Below are 17190 nucleotides of genomic sequence, written 5' to 3'. Positions count from 1 at the left end.
ATCATTCCGAAATGGAATGATTTTTAAATTTAGTCTAAATATTTTTGAAAGTGATTTACTTCTACCTTTGCCTTGAGATCGTGTAATAAATTGTACAAACCAAAGAATGTTCGGTTGATATATAAGAAGTGTTTTGAACCTCTATTTCCATTCATTTTTCTGATGGTTTTATCGCCGGAATATTGTTCGCTTAAAGCGGCAATTCTATTCCAAAATTCATCTGAACCAAAATCAAAATACTCTTGATTGAACGGCGCTGTGAAAATAGTAAGCATTTCTTTGAACAATGCCTTGAAGAATTTTAGCTCTTCCGGAGAATCATCTTTTCTTAGAATTTCTAACGCATACATTTTTTCCATAAACTGGGCTTCGTCATTAATTACTTCGGACTTTGCCAATTCAAAATATGGAGTGTAAAAACTTTCGGGAACTTCTTTGATACAGCCAAAATCTATCGCAATTAATTGATGATCTTTGCTTACCAGAAAGTTTCCAGGATGCGGATCTGCGTGTACTTTACGCAAACCATGCATTTGAAACATATAAAAATCCCATAAGGCTTGCCCCAATTTATCACCGGTTTCCTGAGTAAATGGTTTTTGAACAAATTCACTTAAATGTTCGCCAACCATCCAATCCATAGTGATAATTTTTTCACTCGAAAGTTCTTCATAATACTTTGGAAACAATAAGTTTGGAATCTTTTGACAAGCTTCAGTAATTTCTTTACTCTGCTGAACTTCTAAGGTATAATTGGTTTCTTCAATTAATTTATTTTCAACTTCTTTGAAGTACTTTTCAGAATCTTTCCCTTGTAGATTAAACATTTTTATAGCCACCGGCTTTACCAATGCCAAATCGCTGGAAATACTGTCTGCAACTCCTGGATATTGTATTTTCACTGCCAGCGTTTTACCATCTTTTTCAGCTTTGTGAACTTGGCCAATACTTGCAGCATTCACGCTATCTTTTGAGAATTTATCAAAAATTTCTTCTGGATATTTACCTTGATATTTTTTAAAGGTTTTACGCACTAAAGGAGCTGAAAGTGGTGGAACTGAAAATTGCGACAACGAAAACTTCTCTACATATGCACTTGGTAGTAAGTTTTTTTCCATACTCAACATTTGAGCTACTTTTAAAGCGCTTCCTTTCAGGCTTTTTAATCCGTCATAAATATCTTCTGCATTGCTCTCATTCAGTTTGTCTTTAGTGGTATTGGGATTTACTAGTTTCTCACCGTAGTACTTCACATAATTACCACCAATTTTCACACCCGTTTTTACCAATTTACTGGCGCGCTGAACTTTTCCTGTAGGTATTTTGTCTAATGATTTCACACGCTTGCTTTTGCTTCTTTTATTAAAAACTTACCAAAATCAATTAAACTTTCTATTGGAGTATGATCGAACACATCAAAAATTGTATTCACAGATTTTTCAATAGCTACATCTGTTCTTTCAAAACCTTGGGAATCATCATTCATCCAAAATTTCATTAAAAACATTAATTGCAACCAAGAACCTTCGGCAACCAATTGTGGAGATTGTTTTAGGAATTTATAGTTTTTACCTTCATTATTTTCTTGAGCCAATTTAGCTACAAAATCCTTGAACTCTTTTCTCAGGTTTTTAAGCTGTGACAAACTTTTCAAAACATTTTCATGTTCTTTCAAAACGAAAAGAATGTAACTCCTATTAAGCGTGAGCATTTCAAAATACGTAAAAAAGAACGTCAACATTTTTTCTCGAGTAGACATGCTTTCATATTCTTCGTTCTTTTCTAGAAGATCTTTGGTGTTGGTGAAGAATTTTGTCCAGATTTTTTTCTGAACAGCTTCTATAGACCCAAAAAATTGATAAAAATCTTCTTCCTTGATTTTTATCTCTTTTGAAAATTTAAATACTGTCTTGGGTGCTCTTTCGTGCTCCAACACAAAGTTCATGTAAGCACTAATGATGTCATCTTCGGTAATTTTTTTTGTCTTAGCCATTTTCTTTTCTTTTAAAATTTATAGTCACAAAAGATATTCCAAAAAGCAAATTACAAATAGGCTTAAAAAGATGAAAACGCACCTTTAAAGAATAAAGTGCGTTTTCAAACAACCTAACCAATAAATAAACAAACTAACCTATTTTTTAATATCTTTTTTCTTTTTCTTTCTAATTCCACTTAGCAAAGTTTCCCATATTTTTCTATAGCTAAGATAATTATGTTTAACAATCACACAAAACGATTAAACATAAGGTTTTGTTAAAAATATTAATTTCCTGTTGCTGCCTCGTTTACCATTTGCTCGTTGGCAACAATAGCAAATTCTACTCTTCTGTTTTGTGCTCTACCTTCTGTGGTTTCGTTACTCGCAATAGGATCTGCCTCTCCCATTCCGGTAGTTTCAATTCTTGAAGAACTGATTCCTTTAGTTGATAAATATGATTTTACAGAAGCTGCTCTTTTATCAGACAAGCTTAAATTATATTCATCTGAACCTGTACTATCCGTGTATCCATAAATTACAATATTTGTATTCTCGTAATCATTAAACACAGGCACAAGCTTATCTAAATTTGTTTTAGCAGCAGATGTCAGCGTAGATTTATTATAATCAAAACGGATAGCGTCTTCTCCAAGCGTTAACTTGATACCTTCACCTACCCTTTCTACTTCTGCACTTGGCAAAACCTCTTCAATTTCCTGAGCCTGTTTATCCATTTTATTTCCAATAGCAGCACCGGTTGCTCCACCAATAACTCCACCTAAAATAGCTCCAAGAGCTCCATTATTTTTATTACCAACATTATTACCAATTACACCCCCAACTACAGCTCCACCAGCTGCACCAATAACGGCTCCTTTTTGGGTATTGTTAGAGTTTTTAACTGCATCACAACTTGTAAACATTCCGCTTACTAAAATGGATCCGGCCAATATATATGTACTCACTTTTTTCATGACTAATTAATTTTTTGAAATTGATATACTACTTTGGTGCTTTTACCAGCAACATCTACATAATCTACAAGTTGGAAACTTGTTTCTGTTTGATTGGTTACATCCAAATTATAACCAGAAGTTACGTTTTTTGCTTTTAGACTTTCGTCAACAAACTTTAATGTAAATTTTCCACCGGAAGTAATCGTCCAAACAATTGGAGTTTCGTAATAGGTACAATTTGCATTATTAATTGTCATGGATCCTTTATTGTTATTTGGTATAAAGTTCCATACACTTCCTTCTAAACATTTCGCCTTAGTAAAGCCAAAAGCATTCACTTGAAAAATGTCTGAATTATTGTAAGCAACCGTGGTAACTGTCCAATCACCTTTTAGGTCACTTTGTGCAGCATTGTTTAGCTTAGGCCCACAAGAGACTAGCGACGCTACTGCAACAAGTAGTATTAATAAATTCTTTTTCATAGCAATTTTTTTGAGTAGTTTTTCTTGTAGACAAATTTAGTTTTGGGGTCTATCCATACCTAAAAAAATCACTTATTCTTTTGTTAAAGAGTTTTAGACATTTGTTAAAAATGCCAATCTGTCACTTCATTTAGTATGGTATCTTATTTGACTATGATCTGAAAAATTTAAAATAAAAATTATGGCAACTGGAAATATTAATGTATCTGTAGAAAACATTTTTCCGCTAATCAAGAAGTTCTTGTACAGCGATCACGAAATCTTTTTAAGAGAGTTAATTTCTAATGCAACTGATGCAACTTTAAAGTTAAAACACCTTACCAGCATTGGAGAAGCTAGTGTAGAATATGGCAATCCTGTTATTGAAATTAAAGCTGATAAAGAAGGTAAAAAACTTCATATTATAGACCAGGGAATTGGTATGACGGCTGACGAAGTTCAGAAATACATTAACGAAGTAGCTTTTTCTGGAGCTGAAGAGTTTTTGAACAAATACAAAGACAGCGCTAAAGATACCGGAATCATTGGACATTTTGGTTTAGGATTCTACTCTGCATTTATGGTGGCAGAAAAAGTAGAGATCATTACCAAATCTTTCAAAGACGAACCTGCTGCACATTGGATTTGTGACGGTTCTCCAAAATATGCTTTGGAAGCGTCTGACAAAACCGAAAGAGGTACCGAGATTATTCTTCACATTGCAGAAGATTCTGTTGAATTTTTAGAAGACAACAAAATCAGTGAATTGTTAGTGAAGTACAACAAGTTTATGCCGGTTCCTATCAAATTCGGAACTAAGGAAGAAACGTTGCCTTTAACAGAAGACGCTGCGGAAGATGCAAAACCAGAAACGGTAACGGTAGACAACATCATCAACAATCCAAATCCGGCTTGGACAAAACAACCAACCGATTTAGAGGAAGAAGATTATAAAAACTTCTACCGTGAGTTGTACCCAATGCAGTTTGAAGAGCCGTTATTCCACATTCACTTAAATGTAGATTATCCTTTCAACTTAACAGGTATTTTATATTTCCCTAAGTTGAGCAACGATCTTCAAATTCAGAAAGACAGAATTCAGTTGTACCAAAACCAAGTTTTTGTAACTGATAATGTAGAAGGAATTGTTCCTGAATTCTTAACCATGTTAAAAGGGGTTATTGATTCTCCAGACATTCCGTTGAACGTTTCCAGAAGTTATTTACAAGCAGACGGAAATGTGAAGAAAATTTCTAGTTACATTACACGTAAAGTAGCTGATAAATTACGTGCTTTATTCAATGACAACCGTGAAGATTTCGAAAAGAAATGGAACGACATTAAAGTGGTGATTGAATACGGAATGCTTTCAGAAGACAAATTCTATGATAAAGCTAAAAAATTCGCACTATACCCAACTGTAGACAATTCTTATTTCACATTTGATGAATTGATTGAAAAAATCAAAGAAAATCAAACGGACAAAGACGGAAATACCGTTGTATTGTACGCAAGTGACAAAGAAGCACAACACAGCTATATTGAAGATGCAAAAGCGGCAGGTTACGAAGTATTGTTGCTAGATTCTCCTATTGTTCCGCACTTAATTCAGAAGTTAGAAGGCGACAATGAGAAAACTCAATTTGCACGGGTAGATGCAGATCACATTGATAATTTGATCAAAAAAGACGAAGAAAAGATTTCTAAACTTTCTGAAGAAGAGCAAGAAACCTTGAAAACTAAGTTGACAGAAGCTATTCCAGCAGAAAAATATACGGTTCAATTAGAAAGCAGAGACAGCAACGCTGCGCCTTTCATTATCACAGAACCTGAGTTTATGCGTAGAATGAAAGAAATGCAACAAACCGGCGGTGGCGGATTTATGGGAATGAACAACTTCCCAGAAATGTACAATGTTATTGTAAACACCAATGCCGAATTGGTTGGCGACATCTTAAAAACTGATGACAAAGAAACACAGCAACGTTTAATTTCTCAAGCATTAGACTTAGCGCGTTTATCTAAAGGTTTATTAAAAGGTGAAGAGTTAACCAACTTTGTAAAAAGAAGCTACGAAATGATTAAATAAGCTTTGCTTTTATCATAATCCAAAAGCCACTCAAAACGAGTGGCTTTTTTATTTTCTGAGAATACACTTAATTTTCATCTATCTTTGCAAAAAACATACGCTATGTCGTTTAAAGACTTACAACTCAACAAACCTATTTTAAGAGCCATTGCCGAAGCTGGTTACGATAATCCTACGTTGATTCAACAAAAAGCCATTCCAGCTATTTTAGAAGGTAGAGATGTGATTGCTTCTGCCCAAACCGGAACCGGAAAAACAGCTGCATTTGCGTTACCGATTTTGCAGCGTTTATTACACAAACAAGACGCTCCTAAAACAGGAAAAAAAGTAAAAGCACTTATTGTAAGTCCAACCCGCGAACTCGCGCAACAAATAGAACAAAACTTTATTACGTACAGTACGCACACCCAATTACGCACTGCGGCTGCGGTTGGTGGCGTAGCCATTGAACCGCAAAAGGAAGCGCTCAAAAAGGGAGTAGATATTCTTGTGGCAACTCCGGGGCGTTTGTTAGATTTACACAAGCAAGAAGCGGTGAATCTTACAGCTGTCGAAATTCTAGTCTTAGATGAAGCCGATATGATGTTAGACATGGGCTTTTTAGACGATGTTCAGAAAATTGAAAGACTGTGTCCAAGTGACAAACAAAGTTTATTGTTTTCGGCTACGATTCCTTATAAGGTTGAAAAATTTGCGCAAAGCATTTTATTACAACCAGAACGCATTGCCATCAACCCAAATGAAGCCACTACCGACAAAGTAGCGCAGTTGTTATATTACGTTCCGAAACCACAGAAGATAGAATTGTGTATTTACGTATTGCGAAATACCATCAAAGGAAATGTGATCATTTTTAGAAGAACCAAATACGGAGTAGACAAACTGGAAAGTTCTTTGACTAAAAACGGATATACGGTTGCCAGTATTCATGGTGATAAAAGTCAAACGGAGCGACAAGAAGCGTTGAAAGAGTTCAAAAAAGGAAATGCACAAATATTAATTGCGACCGATGTTGCTGCGCGCGGAATAGACATTAGTGATTTAGATGCCGTGATTAATTTTGATGTTCCAAACGTAACCGATACCTATGTACACCGTACCGGTCGTACTGCGAGAGCCGGAAAAGAAGGTATCACATACACCTTTTGCAGTGCCGATGAGAAAAATTACATTGCCAACATTCAAAAAGCAATTGGTATTCAATTAGACGTTATCAAAGACCATCCTTTTCCTTTAGATCCTGAAGCCAAACCGCAAGTTCACAAAAAACAAGGAAGCAAATACAAAAAAGGCAGAAAAAGCACCGCTTCAAAAAAGAAAAAGAAACGCTGGTATTAATATCTTGATTGCAAGATAGTTTATGACAACTATAACATTTTCGTAATCACATATTTTGTAAATTATGTAGATGAAAATCTCTTAAAAAGTTGCCATGAAATCAATATTAAAAAAATTAAACATTAACAATCAGACTGATATTTTAGTGCTGAACTTACCGAGCGAGTTTGAAAAAAATTTCAACGAAATAGCTGATCTAGAAATCTATGAATCACTAGTCCAATTAAACAAATTCTCTTATGGAATTCTATTCACTACATCCATAAAAAATCTCAAGAAACAAATGGAAACTGTGCTTCCAAAAATTTTAGATGACGGTATTCTGTGGATTGCTTTTCCCACTGAACTTTCAGATTTTGAAACAGACATTCACAGCAGTTATCATTGGGAGCATTTACGAAATAATTGTTTAGAAATTGTTGAAGAAAAACGCATAAATCATAATTGGAAAGCTAAGCGATTTAGAAAGTTGGAATACGCTAAATGGAAAGAAATGCTAGCAATCAATTAATATGGCGTTTCCCTGGCATTACTACCTCATGGCTTCTCTCTATATTTTGGCAGGATTGAATCATTTTAGAAAACCTAAAATGTATCAAAAAATTATGCCCCCATACATTCCTGCTCCTAAAGCAATGGTTTTTTGGAGCGGTGTGGCTGAAATTATTTTAGGGTCTGCACTATTTTTTCCAACCATTAAAGACATTGCTCTCTGGAACATCATTATCATGCTGGTCATTTTCTTTTCTGTACACATTCATATGTTACAAGATGATAAAATACGTTCTAAATTCCCTCTTTGGCTGCTTTGGTTTCGAATTCCACTTCAGTTTTTGCTTATCTATTGGAGTTATTCGTACCTGAATTTGTAATTTTAAATGCATTAAATTTTCAACATTGTTCTCAATCAAGACTACCAAAATCACATATCAGTTACCCGACGCTGATGTTGTTTACTTTCCTTCTTTCTCTTCTGAAAAAGACAGTGATATCATTTTTAATCAATTACTCAATAATACGCACTGGCAAGAAGATGAAATTAAGGTTTTTGGAAAAACTTACTTACAACCAAGGCTCACGGCTTTGTATGGTGATCATGGAAAAAGCTACAAGTATTCTAATATTACCATGCATCCAATTCCTTTTAACGAAACTATTATAGAAATAAAAAAAGCTGTTGAAGCTATTGCAGAAACAACGTTTACAAGTTGTTTACTCAATTTATACCGAAACGGACAAGATTCTAACGGATGGCATGCAGACAATGAAAAAGAATTAGGCAAAAATCCTATCATTGCATCGGTAAGTTTTGGAGAAACAAGATTATTTAAATTGAAACACAGAAAGCTTCCGGTAAAACAAGATATTCTATTGACACACGGAAGTCTTTTGATTATGAAAGGAGCTACACAACATCACTGGCTACATACCATTCCAAAAACAAAAAAACAAAAATCTGAACGCATCAACTTAACATTTAGAACCATATTCTAAAGAAAAAAGCGACTGCTCCAAAAGAAACAATCGCTTTAAAAACAACTTAAAAATATGGCTAATTATATTTTGAAAGTAACCACTGGTTTTAATGAGTGGTTTGCTATATCTTCTCCAATACTTCCATTGAAAAAGTGAGCCATTCCTGTTCTACCGTGTGTAGGTATGGCAATTACATCTGCATTTATAACATTAGCAAAGTTTAAAACTCCTTCTTCTACCGTGTAATCTGAATAATACGCTACCGGAAAATCTGGTGCCTCTGTTGCTTTTGCCAAGAATTTATCTGTTAAATCTTTAATTTCATGAGTACTCATAAAATAATCATTTGGAAGATTCACATATAACAACTGTACTTTTGCCCCAATTGCATTAAATAATTTTTGTGCTTTGTTATACGCTGGAAGACTTTCTTCTTTCAAATCACAAGCAAAAACAACTGTTTCTACATCTAAATCTACTACAGGCTCTTTCACTACCAAAACAGGTACATCTGATGTTCTTACTACCTTTTCGGTATTAGACCCAATAAAAAACTCTTTTGCTCCAGAACTTCCTTGAGATCCCATTACAATTAAATCGGTTCCATCGGCCATTTCTGCCAACTCAGAGAATACTTTGAAATGTCTTACTATTGGAGTTACATTCAATCCCTCTAAATATTCTTTATCAAGAAAATCTTCAAATTTCTGTTCTGCTAAACGCAAAAAGTAAATAGCTTCCAATTGCTTATTAGCTTCGCTTTTATTTATCAAAGTCTCTTGCAACTCTAGCATATGCACTACCTCAATTTCAGCATTAGATTTTTTAGCTAACAAAGCAGCTGTATGCAAGGCATATTCTGAATATTCTGAAAAATCTACGGGTACAATAATCTTGTTCATGGTGTTTAAATTTTAGCTTTATTTCGTTTGGTTTATTATATAGTCATTGAAAACAATTTGGTTTCCGGTTTGTTACGTTGCAATCGCAAATCGAACGCCATACAAATGTTTCTCACAAATGGTTTTCCTTTTTCTGTAACCTGAATGGTATTTTTTGAAAGCTCCAAGAGACCATCTTGTTGCATTTCGGACAATTTGATAAGCACTTCGGGAATTTCATAGAACCTCATCATCTTATCTGCCCAGGAAGTTTTAAAATTGCACATCAAATGTAAGATATGTTTGCGAATTACCAAATCCTCTTCGGTCAATAAATGCCCTCTGTATACAGGTATTTTACCTTCTTCTAAAATTTGATAATAGCGCTCTATATTTTTTTCATTCTGAGCAAAACCTGTCCAACTATCACTTATACTACTAACGCCCAAACCTATCATTAAATCGGTTTTTGAAGCGGTGTATCCCATAAAATTCCGATGCATTTTTTGGTTTTCCATGGCTTTAAACAAGCTATCGGTTGGTAAAGCAAAATGATCCATTCCTATTTCTATATAACCCATTTCGGCTAGCATTTGCTTTCCGGTTTCATAGAGTTTTCTTTTTTCATTCCCGGAAGGAAGATCAGAATCTTGAAAACCTCGTTGGCCGTTTCCTTTGATCCAAGGCACATGTGCATAGCTATAAAAAGCTATTCTATCTGGTTTTAAACTTTTTGTTTTGTTGATGCTTTCCACAACATCATCCAATGTTTGAAAAGGCAATCCAAAAACCAAGTCATGGCTAATAGACGTAAAACCAACTTCTCGTGCCATTTCGGTTGCTTGCTGTACATGTTCATAAGGCTGAATTCTATTAATTGCTTTTTGCACTTTTAGCGAATAATCCTGAACGCCATAGCTTACTCTGGTAAAACCAACATTGAATAATGCTTGTAAATGTTCTTTCGTTGTATTGTTGGGGTGTCCTTCAAAACTAAATTCATAGTCTTCACAACAATCTGCACTTTTAAAAATTCCGTTAATCAATCGTTCTAAATTAGAAGGAGAAAAAAAAGTTGGAGTTCCGCCTCCTAAATGAATTTCTTTTATTTGTGGGCGCTCATCAAAAAGAGCTGTATACAACTCCCACTCTTTTAGGAGTCCTTCAATATATGGATGTTCTACATCATGACGCTTGGTAATTCGTTTATGACAACCACAGAACGTGCACATACTTTCACAAAATGGTAAATGAATGTACAAACTTATTCCTTCGGAAAGATTACTTGCCCTAAACGTTTGTTGAACACTATAAATCCAACTTTCATAAGAGAAAGTATCTGCTTCCCAGTACGGTACAGTTGGGTAACTCGTGTAGCGCGGACCAGCCACGTTATACTTCTGAATCAAAGAATTGCTCATATCCTTTTAATTTACTACAAAGCTATGTAGAGCAAAGTGCCTAAAATATGATAATTATCAGTTTCTTGTGAGATAGGCTAAATTAGGTTCTTTATATTTACAAAAATTCTAATCCTTAGACACACCAATCAATGACGTTAAGTATTGAAAACATATTATTAATTGGCTCTTTGCTACTTGTAATTAGTATTGTTGCCGGAAAAACATCGTATAAGTTTGGTGTTCCTATTCTTGTGTTTTTCCTTCTAACTGGAATGATTGCAGGTTCTGAGGGTTTAGGAGGTATTCACTTTGACAATCCTGTTTTGGCCAGATTTGTAGGCGTTGTTGCCTTCAATTTCATTCTCTTTTCGGGAGGATTAGAAACTCGTTTTTCAAGTATAAAACCCGTATTATCTCAAGGAGTTACACTGTCTACCATAGGTGTTTTAATTACAGCCGGAGCGACGGGCACCTTTGTTTACTACATTACTGATTTTTCAATATTTGAAAGTTTATTGGTGGGTTGCTATTATTTCTTCTACCGACGCCGCTGCTGTCTTTTCTATTTTGAGATCTAAAAATATTGCTCTGAAAGACAATTTAAGACCTACGCTAGAACTTGAAAGCGGAAGTAACGACCCCATGGCAAACGTGCTTACGGTAGTTCTCATTAGTCTTGTAAATATTCCTGATAAAAGTTATACCGAAATTTTAGTTTTCCTTCTTAGTCAAATTATTATTGGTGGCGCTTTAGGTTTGCTTTTTGGATATATAAATACCAAAATCATCAATAAAATAAAATTAGATTTTGAAGGTTTGTACCCTATTCTCATTATGGCGTTGATGTTCTTAACTTATTCTGTTACAGATACTTCCGGAGGAAACGGATTTTTAGCTGTGTATCTTTGTGCTGTGTACTTAGGAAATCAAAACATAATGCGAAAAAAGAGTATTATCAAGGCGTTTGATGGTTATGCTTGGTTAATGCAAATTATACTTTTCCTTACGCTTGGATTACTCGTTTTCCCCAGTAGAATTCCGCCAATTATGGGCGTAGGACTTTTAATTTCGGCTTTTCTCATTTTCGTAGCTCGACCTCTTGCAGTTTTCCTGAGTCTTTCCTTTTTTAAAGTGAAAGTAAGAAATATGCTATTTATTTCTTGGGTTGGTTTGCGTGGTGCATCACCCATTGTATTTGCCACCTATGCGTTAGTTGCACAAATTGATAAATCAGATACTATTTTCAATATTGTATTCTTTATATCGCTAACGTCTGTTTTACTCCAAGGAACTACGCTTTCATTGGTTTCTAAATGGCTAAATGTGGCACTTCCGCAGAATCAAAAAGTAAGAACTCCCGTAGACATTGAACTTTCGGAAAACGTAGAATCTGAACTTGTAGAAATTCATTTAGATACTCAAAGTCCGGTAATTGGAAAATCTCTTATCGATCTTAAAATGCCAAAAAACACACTTATTGTAATGGTGCAACGAAACGGAAAATACTTTTCTCCTAACGGTGCAACTGTTCTGGAAAATGGTGACCGACTTATGGTAATGGCTCAAAATGAAAATGAGCTTGATACCATCTTTAAAATGTTTGGAGTTTAGTTAAATTTCATCGCTTTTACAGGAGAAATTCTTGTGATAATGAAAGAAGGTAAAATTAGCATGAGTGTACAAACCAACAATACTCCAACGTTTAGAATGATAATTTGAATCGGGTTCAAATACACTGGCGCTTGCGTTACATAATAGTTGGTAGCATCTAACTTTACAAAGCCAAATTTTTGTTGTAATAGTAATAAACCGATTCCAATAAAATTCCCCCAGAAGATTCCAATACTTATTAAATACGCTGCATTGTATAAGAATATTTTTCGAATGCTCCAGCTGGTATTCCCCATAGCTTTTAACGTCCCAATCATTGGAGTTCTTTCTAAAACAAGTACCAATAAAGCCGTGATCATATTGATTCCGCCAACCAAAATCATAATACCAATAATCAAGATGACATTGAAATCAAAATAGGAAATCCATTCAAAAATAAAAGGATATTTTTCTAAAATAGATTGTGAATTTAAGGTGGAAGGCGTCATGTTATAAATTTCATTTGCCGTTTCCTGAATCTCATCAAAATCGTTCACCAAGACTTCAAAACCGCCAACTTCGTCTTCGTTCCATTTATTCATTCGTTGAATATGGCGAATGTCCATTAAAATATAGGAAGCATCAAAATCTTGAAAATTACTATCATACAAACCTACAATATGCAGTTTCATTTGATTGGGAATATCACTTCCATCATTTTTCAAAAAGAAAGCATTTACTTCATCATCCACACCAACTTCCAATCGGTTCGCCATGTAGCGCGACATTAAAATATCTTCATTTCTACCGGCTGAATAATCTGGTAATGTTCCTTCTACAAGAAAATCTTGCATGTATTTCCAGTCGTAATCTTGACCAACACCTTTAGCAATAATTCCTTCAAAAGTTTCTTCGGTTCTAATGATTCCACCTTTTCCGGCAACTGCCTGAATATGTTTTACGTTTGGAATTTGTGTGAAATTTGGATAAAAATCTTGGTGAATAGAAACCGGATTTACAGAAACATCCGATTGATTAGCATCATAATTGAAAATCTGAATATGACCATTAAAAGCGGCTACTTTCTCTCGAATTTTATTTTGAAGTCCAAAACCAGTCGCAATAGCAACCAACATCATCACCAAACTAATAGCAATAGCTACAATTGCAATTTTTATTATTGAAGACGAAATACTATTTTTATTGCCTTTGGCAGTAGCAATGCGCTTTGCTATATAAAATTCAAAATTCAAACTCTAATGACTTCACTGTTCAAGTTCAAAAATACATTTTTATTAGCTCTCATACTACTTTTTTCCTGCGGAAACAATCAGGCTAAAAATGAGACTCCTACAAAACAACTCATAGAAAAACCAGTACAACCAATTGTAACAGGTGCTGAAAACTATGAAGCGTATTTACCTTTATTAGAAGGAAAAAATGTTGCTATAGTCACCAATCAAACTGGAATTTTAAGAGCAAATGCTGAACGGAAAGAAATTCATTTGGTTGATTTTCTGTTAGAGAAAGGAATTAAGATTGAAAAGATTTTAGCTCCCGAACACGGCTTTAGAGGAAAAGCAGATGCTGGCGAACATGTAACTGACGGAAAAGACAGCAAAACCGGTTTGCCTATTATTTCGCTCTACGGAAATAATAAAAAACCAAAACCAGAGCAACTGAAAGGAATTGATTTGTTGGTATTCGATTTACAAGATGTTGGTGCTCGCTTCTATACATATATTTCCACGTTACATTATGTAATGGAAGCCTGTGCAGAAAATAAGATTCCTGTAATGATTTTAGACAGACCAAATCCTAACGGAAATATCATAGACGGCCCAATTAGAGAAGAAGCTCAGAAGAGTTTTGTGGGGATGCATCCAATTCCGGTTTTACACGGAATGACTATTGGAGAATATGGAAAAATGATCAACGGAGAACATTGGTTAGCAAACGGAATTCAATGTGATATTACGGTAATTCCTTGCTTAAACTATACACATGAAAAATTCTATAGCTTACCTGTAAAACCTTCGCCTAATTTACCAAATGATAAGTCTATTAACTTGTATCCAAGTCTTTGCTTTTTTGAAGGAACAAACATTTCTGTAGGAAGAGGAACCCAAATGCAATTCCAAATTTACGGTTCTCCATTGTTACCAAAATCTGATTTTTCTTTTACCCCAAAACCTAATGAAGGCGCTAAAAATCCCAAATTTAATGGAGAAATATGTTGGGGAGAAAATCTGCAACAATCTCCAGTTTTACATCAATTAGAGTTAAAATGGTTATTGAAAGCTTACAAAGAATATCCACAAAAAGAGAGATTCTTTAGTTCGTTCTTTACCAAATTAGCAGGTACGAAAAAATTGCAGGAGCAAATAGAAAACGGATTGACAGAAGCTGAAATTAGGGACTCATGGCAACCCGGATTAAATCAATTTAAAACAATCAGAAGAAAATATCTATTATACCAATAATTACATCTTTATACGTTTTTTCATTTCCTCAACGATATTAAAAGCAGCCGGACAAATAGCAGTATTCTTCAAGGTAAGATTGGTGATTTGATGAAACTTTTTCCTGTCGGTATGCGGATATCCTCTACATGCTTTTGGCCGAACTTCGTAAATAAGACAGTAATTATCGGGTGCTAAAAACGTACACGGAACTTCTTGCAACACATGATCGTTATCTTCATCAACTTGCAAATATTGTTCAATAAACTGTTGTGGTTTCAATTTTAAAAACTTCGCTATACGCTCAATATCGGCATTGGTAAATAGTGGTCCAGTAGTTTTACAGCAATTGGCACACGTAAGGCAATCAGTTCTTTCAAACTCTTCTTCATGCAATTCCTGCATCACATAATCTAAATTCTTTGGCGGCTTTTTTTTCAGCTTTGCAAAGTATTTCTTGTTTTCGTTATGCTTATCTTTGGCCAGTTGCGGCAATTGTTTCAAAAATTCGTCCACAGCAAAATCATTAACATTAAGACTGCAAAAGTCTTATTTATAATTGAGTTGGCAAAACATGAAAGATCTGTTTGGAAAAGCAATTTTAGATTATCAATTAGGTAATTACACAGAAGACATTAAAACCGAAACTTCGATCTCTGAAGAAGACGATTTACCGCTTCCGTATTTATTTAGATCTTTCAAGGAAATGCCACAGTTGGAGCAAAAAGCATTACAACTGGCCAAAGGAAAAGTTCTGGATGTTGGCTGCGGTGCCGGAAGTCATTCACTATACCTTCAAGATGAAAAAAAATTAGCGGTAACAAGTGTAGATATTTCGCCCAACGCCATTGAAGCTTGCAAATTAAGAGGTTTGAAAGATGCTCGTTTTCTAGATATAATGACTTTAGAAAATGAAAAGTTCGATACTATTTTATTGTTGATGAACGGTGCAGGAATGTGTGGACGTTTGGATAAACTAGGCGAATTTCTTTTGAAAATAAAATCGTTAGTTGCTGAATACGGACAAGTTTTACTAGACTCTTCAGACATTATTTACATGTTTGAAGACGATGAAGAAGACGGCGGTGTTTGGATACCTGCAGACAAGGATTATTACGGAGAAGTAGATTATATTGTACGCTACAAAGGCGAAACCGAGCCTGCTTTTGATTGGATGTACATTGACTATAATACATTAAAAAAAGCCGCTGAATACAACGGCTTTACTTGTGAACTTATTTTGGAAGGTGAGCATTACGATTATTTGGCAAAGCTAACCTTGGCTTAATTTATCTTTTAAAAGATGCAATCCAATTTTTTCGAATAGCTCTTTCCTTAGTTGCTATTTCAGTTTTATTTGCAATGTATGTTTGCATAGCGTCTCCTGCTATAAAATCATCATACTCTTTTTGTTGATCTGCAGTCATTGCAGCACGATTATTAATAAGAGTTTTTCCTGTATTTGACTTATAAAAAGTAATCATATCTTCAACCTGAACTTCTGATAAAACTTTACTGTAAACATCAGCCAATTTGCTAAGTGCTTCATCAACTTTTTCAGTTTTGTTTATTTTATTAGAAGCATAAGCATTGAATAACATAGCATATTCAGCTTGCTTACCATTAACATCAAAAAGATTTAAGATTTTCTCTGTTTTTGTTTCCTGAGCTTGTATAGAAAAGGATACAAAAAGTACAAATAGAAGTAATAGTTTTTTCATAAGATTATAATTGGAATCGTTGCTTAAAGAGTAAAAATAAACTTTTTTAAGAAAATTCTACAATATCTCATCAAGTTTTAACAGCTTATGGAATATTCAAGTATTTATGCGTTTGTAAAGAAACTTTCCATCTAGGATTTTTCATTACATATTCCACTATTTCCGGAATCATCTTGTCGCGTTTACTCCACTCCGGTTGCATGTATAAAATACAATCCTCAGACACTTGAGCAGCTTGTTCCTCGGCAAATTTAAAATCGTGCTGATTGTAAATAATCACTTTGAGCTCATTTGCCTTTTTATAAACTTCTTCTGTAGGCAATTTCATTTTTTTAGGAGAAAGACAAATCCAATCCCATTCTCCTGATAATTCGTAAGCTCCTGATGTTTCTATATGAATTTTTAATCCTTTTTCCTTTAAAGCTTTTGTTATAGGATTCATATTCCAACTTAATGGTTCTCCACCAGTAATAACAATTGTATCTGAATACGAAGCTGCATTTTCAACAATGGTACTAACAGCTGTTGGTGGATGTAAATCTGCATTCCAACTTTCTTTTACGTCACACCAATGACACCCTACATCGCACCCTCCTACTCTAATGAAATAAGCTGCAGTCCCTTTATAAAATCCTTCTCCTTGAATGGTATAAAACTCTTCCATCAAAGGCAACCATTCTCCCTTTTCTACTAATGCTAATTGCTCTTCTTTACTCATTTTCATTTTGCAAAGATACTAACTAAAAAATGATTTGAATTCAGACTGCTCGGCTAAATGGAAATGTGATTTTATAAAACTTTATTAATTTCCTTCAAATTGGTTTTCTTTTCCTTA

19 protein-coding genes are annotated in these 17190 nt (G+C 34.5%); 9 read left to right on the top strand and 10 right to left on the bottom strand.

The features are described 5' to 3' along the window. Positions 1–29: 29 nt before the first annotated feature. The 4 genes from BM383_RS03750 to BM383_RS03735 all read right to left on the bottom strand — a co-directional run bounded on the left by BM383_RS03750 (position 30) and on the right by BM383_RS03735 (position 3416). Positions 30–1340: an ABC1 kinase family protein gene (locus tag BM383_RS03750; RefSeq protein ID WP_093023094.1), complete on the bottom strand. Its 1311-nt coding sequence runs from the start codon at positions 1338–1340 to the stop codon at positions 30–32. Beyond that, positions 1337–1993 carry a TetR family transcriptional regulator C-terminal domain-containing protein gene (locus BM383_RS03745; protein ID WP_093023092.1) on the bottom strand — a complete coding sequence of 219 codons (657 nt, stop codon included), beginning with the start codon at positions 1991–1993 and terminating at the stop codon, positions 1337–1339. The genes BM383_RS03750 and BM383_RS03745 overlap by 4 nt, the downstream gene beginning before the upstream one ends. A gap of 269 nt (positions 1994–2262) precedes the next feature. Then, on the bottom strand, positions 2263–2952 hold the full coding sequence (locus tag BM383_RS03740) for a YiaD family glycine zipper/OmpA-like lipoprotein (protein ID WP_093023090.1): 690 nt from the start codon (positions 2950–2952) through the stop codon (positions 2263–2265). A gap of 2 nt (positions 2953–2954) precedes the next feature. Continuing rightward, on the bottom strand, positions 2955–3416 hold the full coding sequence (locus tag BM383_RS03735; protein ID WP_093023088.1) for a lipocalin family protein: 462 nt from the start codon (positions 3414–3416) through the stop codon (positions 2955–2957). A 181-nt stretch (positions 3417–3597) separates the two neighbouring features. Between BM383_RS03735 and htpG the strand changes: the two genes are divergently transcribed. The 5 genes from htpG (at position 3598) to BM383_RS03710 (ending at position 8316) form a co-directional block, all read left to right on the top strand. Next, positions 3598–5484 carry a molecular chaperone HtpG gene (htpG, locus tag BM383_RS03730; protein ID WP_093023086.1) on the top strand — a complete coding sequence of 629 codons (1887 nt, stop codon included), beginning with the start codon at positions 3598–3600 and terminating at the stop codon, positions 5482–5484. 102 nt (positions 5485–5586) lie between these two features. Continuing rightward, complete coding sequence (locus tag BM383_RS03725; protein ID WP_093023084.1) at positions 5587–6822, top strand: DEAD/DEAH box helicase; 1236 nt, start codon at positions 5587–5589, stop codon at positions 6820–6822. Between the two features lie 94 nt (positions 6823–6916). After that, positions 6917–7333: a hypothetical protein gene (locus tag BM383_RS03720; protein WP_093023082.1), complete on the top strand. Its 417-nt coding sequence runs from the start codon at positions 6917–6919 to the stop codon at positions 7331–7333. A 1-nt stretch (position 7334) separates the two neighbouring features. After that, positions 7335–7694, top strand: a complete 360-nt coding sequence (locus tag BM383_RS03715; protein ID WP_093023080.1) for a DoxX family protein — start codon at positions 7335–7337, stop codon at positions 7692–7694. Between the two features lie 25 nt (positions 7695–7719). Then, a complete protein-coding gene (locus tag BM383_RS03710) occupies positions 7720–8316 on the top strand; it encodes an alpha-ketoglutarate-dependent dioxygenase AlkB family protein (protein WP_177229059.1) in 597 nt (198 codons plus the stop codon). Between the two features lie 62 nt (positions 8317–8378). Here BM383_RS03710 and BM383_RS03705 read toward each other — a convergent pair whose 3' ends face one another. Both BM383_RS03705 and hemN read right to left on the bottom strand, forming a co-directional pair. After that, positions 8379–9200, bottom strand: coding sequence for a universal stress protein (locus tag BM383_RS03705; protein ID WP_093023078.1), 822 nt, complete (start codon positions 9198–9200; stop codon positions 8379–8381). A 35-nt stretch (positions 9201–9235) separates the two neighbouring features. Next, positions 9236–10600 (bottom strand): oxygen-independent coproporphyrinogen III oxidase, encoded by a 1365-nt coding sequence (gene hemN, locus BM383_RS03700; protein WP_093023076.1) that lies wholly within the window; start codon positions 10598–10600, stop codon positions 9236–9238. Positions 10601–10731: 131 nt separating this feature from the next. On the opposite strand from hemN, the gene BM383_RS19085 reads away from it, so the two are divergent. Beyond that, the gene (locus BM383_RS19085; protein WP_317040055.1) at positions 10732–11160 is read left to right on the top strand and encodes a cation:proton antiporter domain-containing protein; all 429 of its coding nucleotides are present in this window, start codon (positions 10732–10734) and stop codon (positions 11158–11160) included. Beyond that, entirely contained in the window at positions 11087–12193 is a 1107-nt protein-coding gene (locus BM383_RS03695; RefSeq protein WP_317040054.1) for a potassium/proton antiporter, read from the top strand. Before BM383_RS19085 ends, BM383_RS03695 begins: the two co-directional genes overlap by 74 nt. Here the strand turns inward: BM383_RS03695 and BM383_RS03690 are convergent. Beyond that, positions 12190–13425: an ABC transporter permease gene (locus BM383_RS03690; RefSeq protein ID WP_093023074.1), complete on the bottom strand. Its 1236-nt coding sequence runs from the start codon at positions 13423–13425 to the stop codon at positions 12190–12192. The genes BM383_RS03695 and BM383_RS03690 overlap by 4 nt on opposite strands. A 6-nt stretch (positions 13426–13431) precedes the next feature. On the opposite strand from BM383_RS03690, the gene BM383_RS03685 reads away from it, so the two are divergent. Next, positions 13432–14655 carry an exo-beta-N-acetylmuramidase NamZ family protein gene (locus BM383_RS03685; protein WP_093023072.1) on the top strand — a complete coding sequence of 408 codons (1224 nt, stop codon included), beginning with the start codon at positions 13432–13434 and terminating at the stop codon, positions 14653–14655. On the opposite strand, the gene BM383_RS03680 is transcribed toward BM383_RS03685, so the two are convergent. Next, on the bottom strand, positions 14656–15150 hold the full coding sequence (locus tag BM383_RS03680) for a YkgJ family cysteine cluster protein (RefSeq protein WP_093023070.1): 495 nt from the start codon (positions 15148–15150) through the stop codon (positions 14656–14658). Positions 15151–15208: 58 nt separating this feature from the next. On the opposite strand from BM383_RS03680, the gene BM383_RS03675 reads away from it, so the two are divergent. Next, entirely contained in the window at positions 15209–15922 is a 714-nt protein-coding gene (locus tag BM383_RS03675) for a class I SAM-dependent methyltransferase (protein WP_093023068.1), read from the top strand. 1 nt (position 15923) lies between these two features. Here BM383_RS03675 and BM383_RS03670 read toward each other — a convergent pair whose 3' ends face one another. After that, complete coding sequence (locus tag BM383_RS03670; protein ID WP_093023066.1) at positions 15924–16355, bottom strand: DUF2059 domain-containing protein; 432 nt, start codon at positions 16353–16355, stop codon at positions 15924–15926. An 85-nt stretch (positions 16356–16440) separates the two neighbouring features. Further along, a complete protein-coding gene (locus BM383_RS03665; RefSeq protein WP_093023448.1) occupies positions 16441–17073 on the bottom strand; it encodes a 7-carboxy-7-deazaguanine synthase QueE in 633 nt (210 codons plus the stop codon). Positions 17074–17190: the final 117 nt, after the last annotated feature.

The organism is Pustulibacterium marinum (assembly GCF_900116665.1).
Taxonomy (GTDB): domain Bacteria; phylum Bacteroidota; class Bacteroidia; order Flavobacteriales; family Flavobacteriaceae; genus Pustulibacterium; species Pustulibacterium marinum.
Note: the sequence above shows the minus strand (reverse complement) of the source record. Positions and strands in the feature narration are given on the sequence as shown.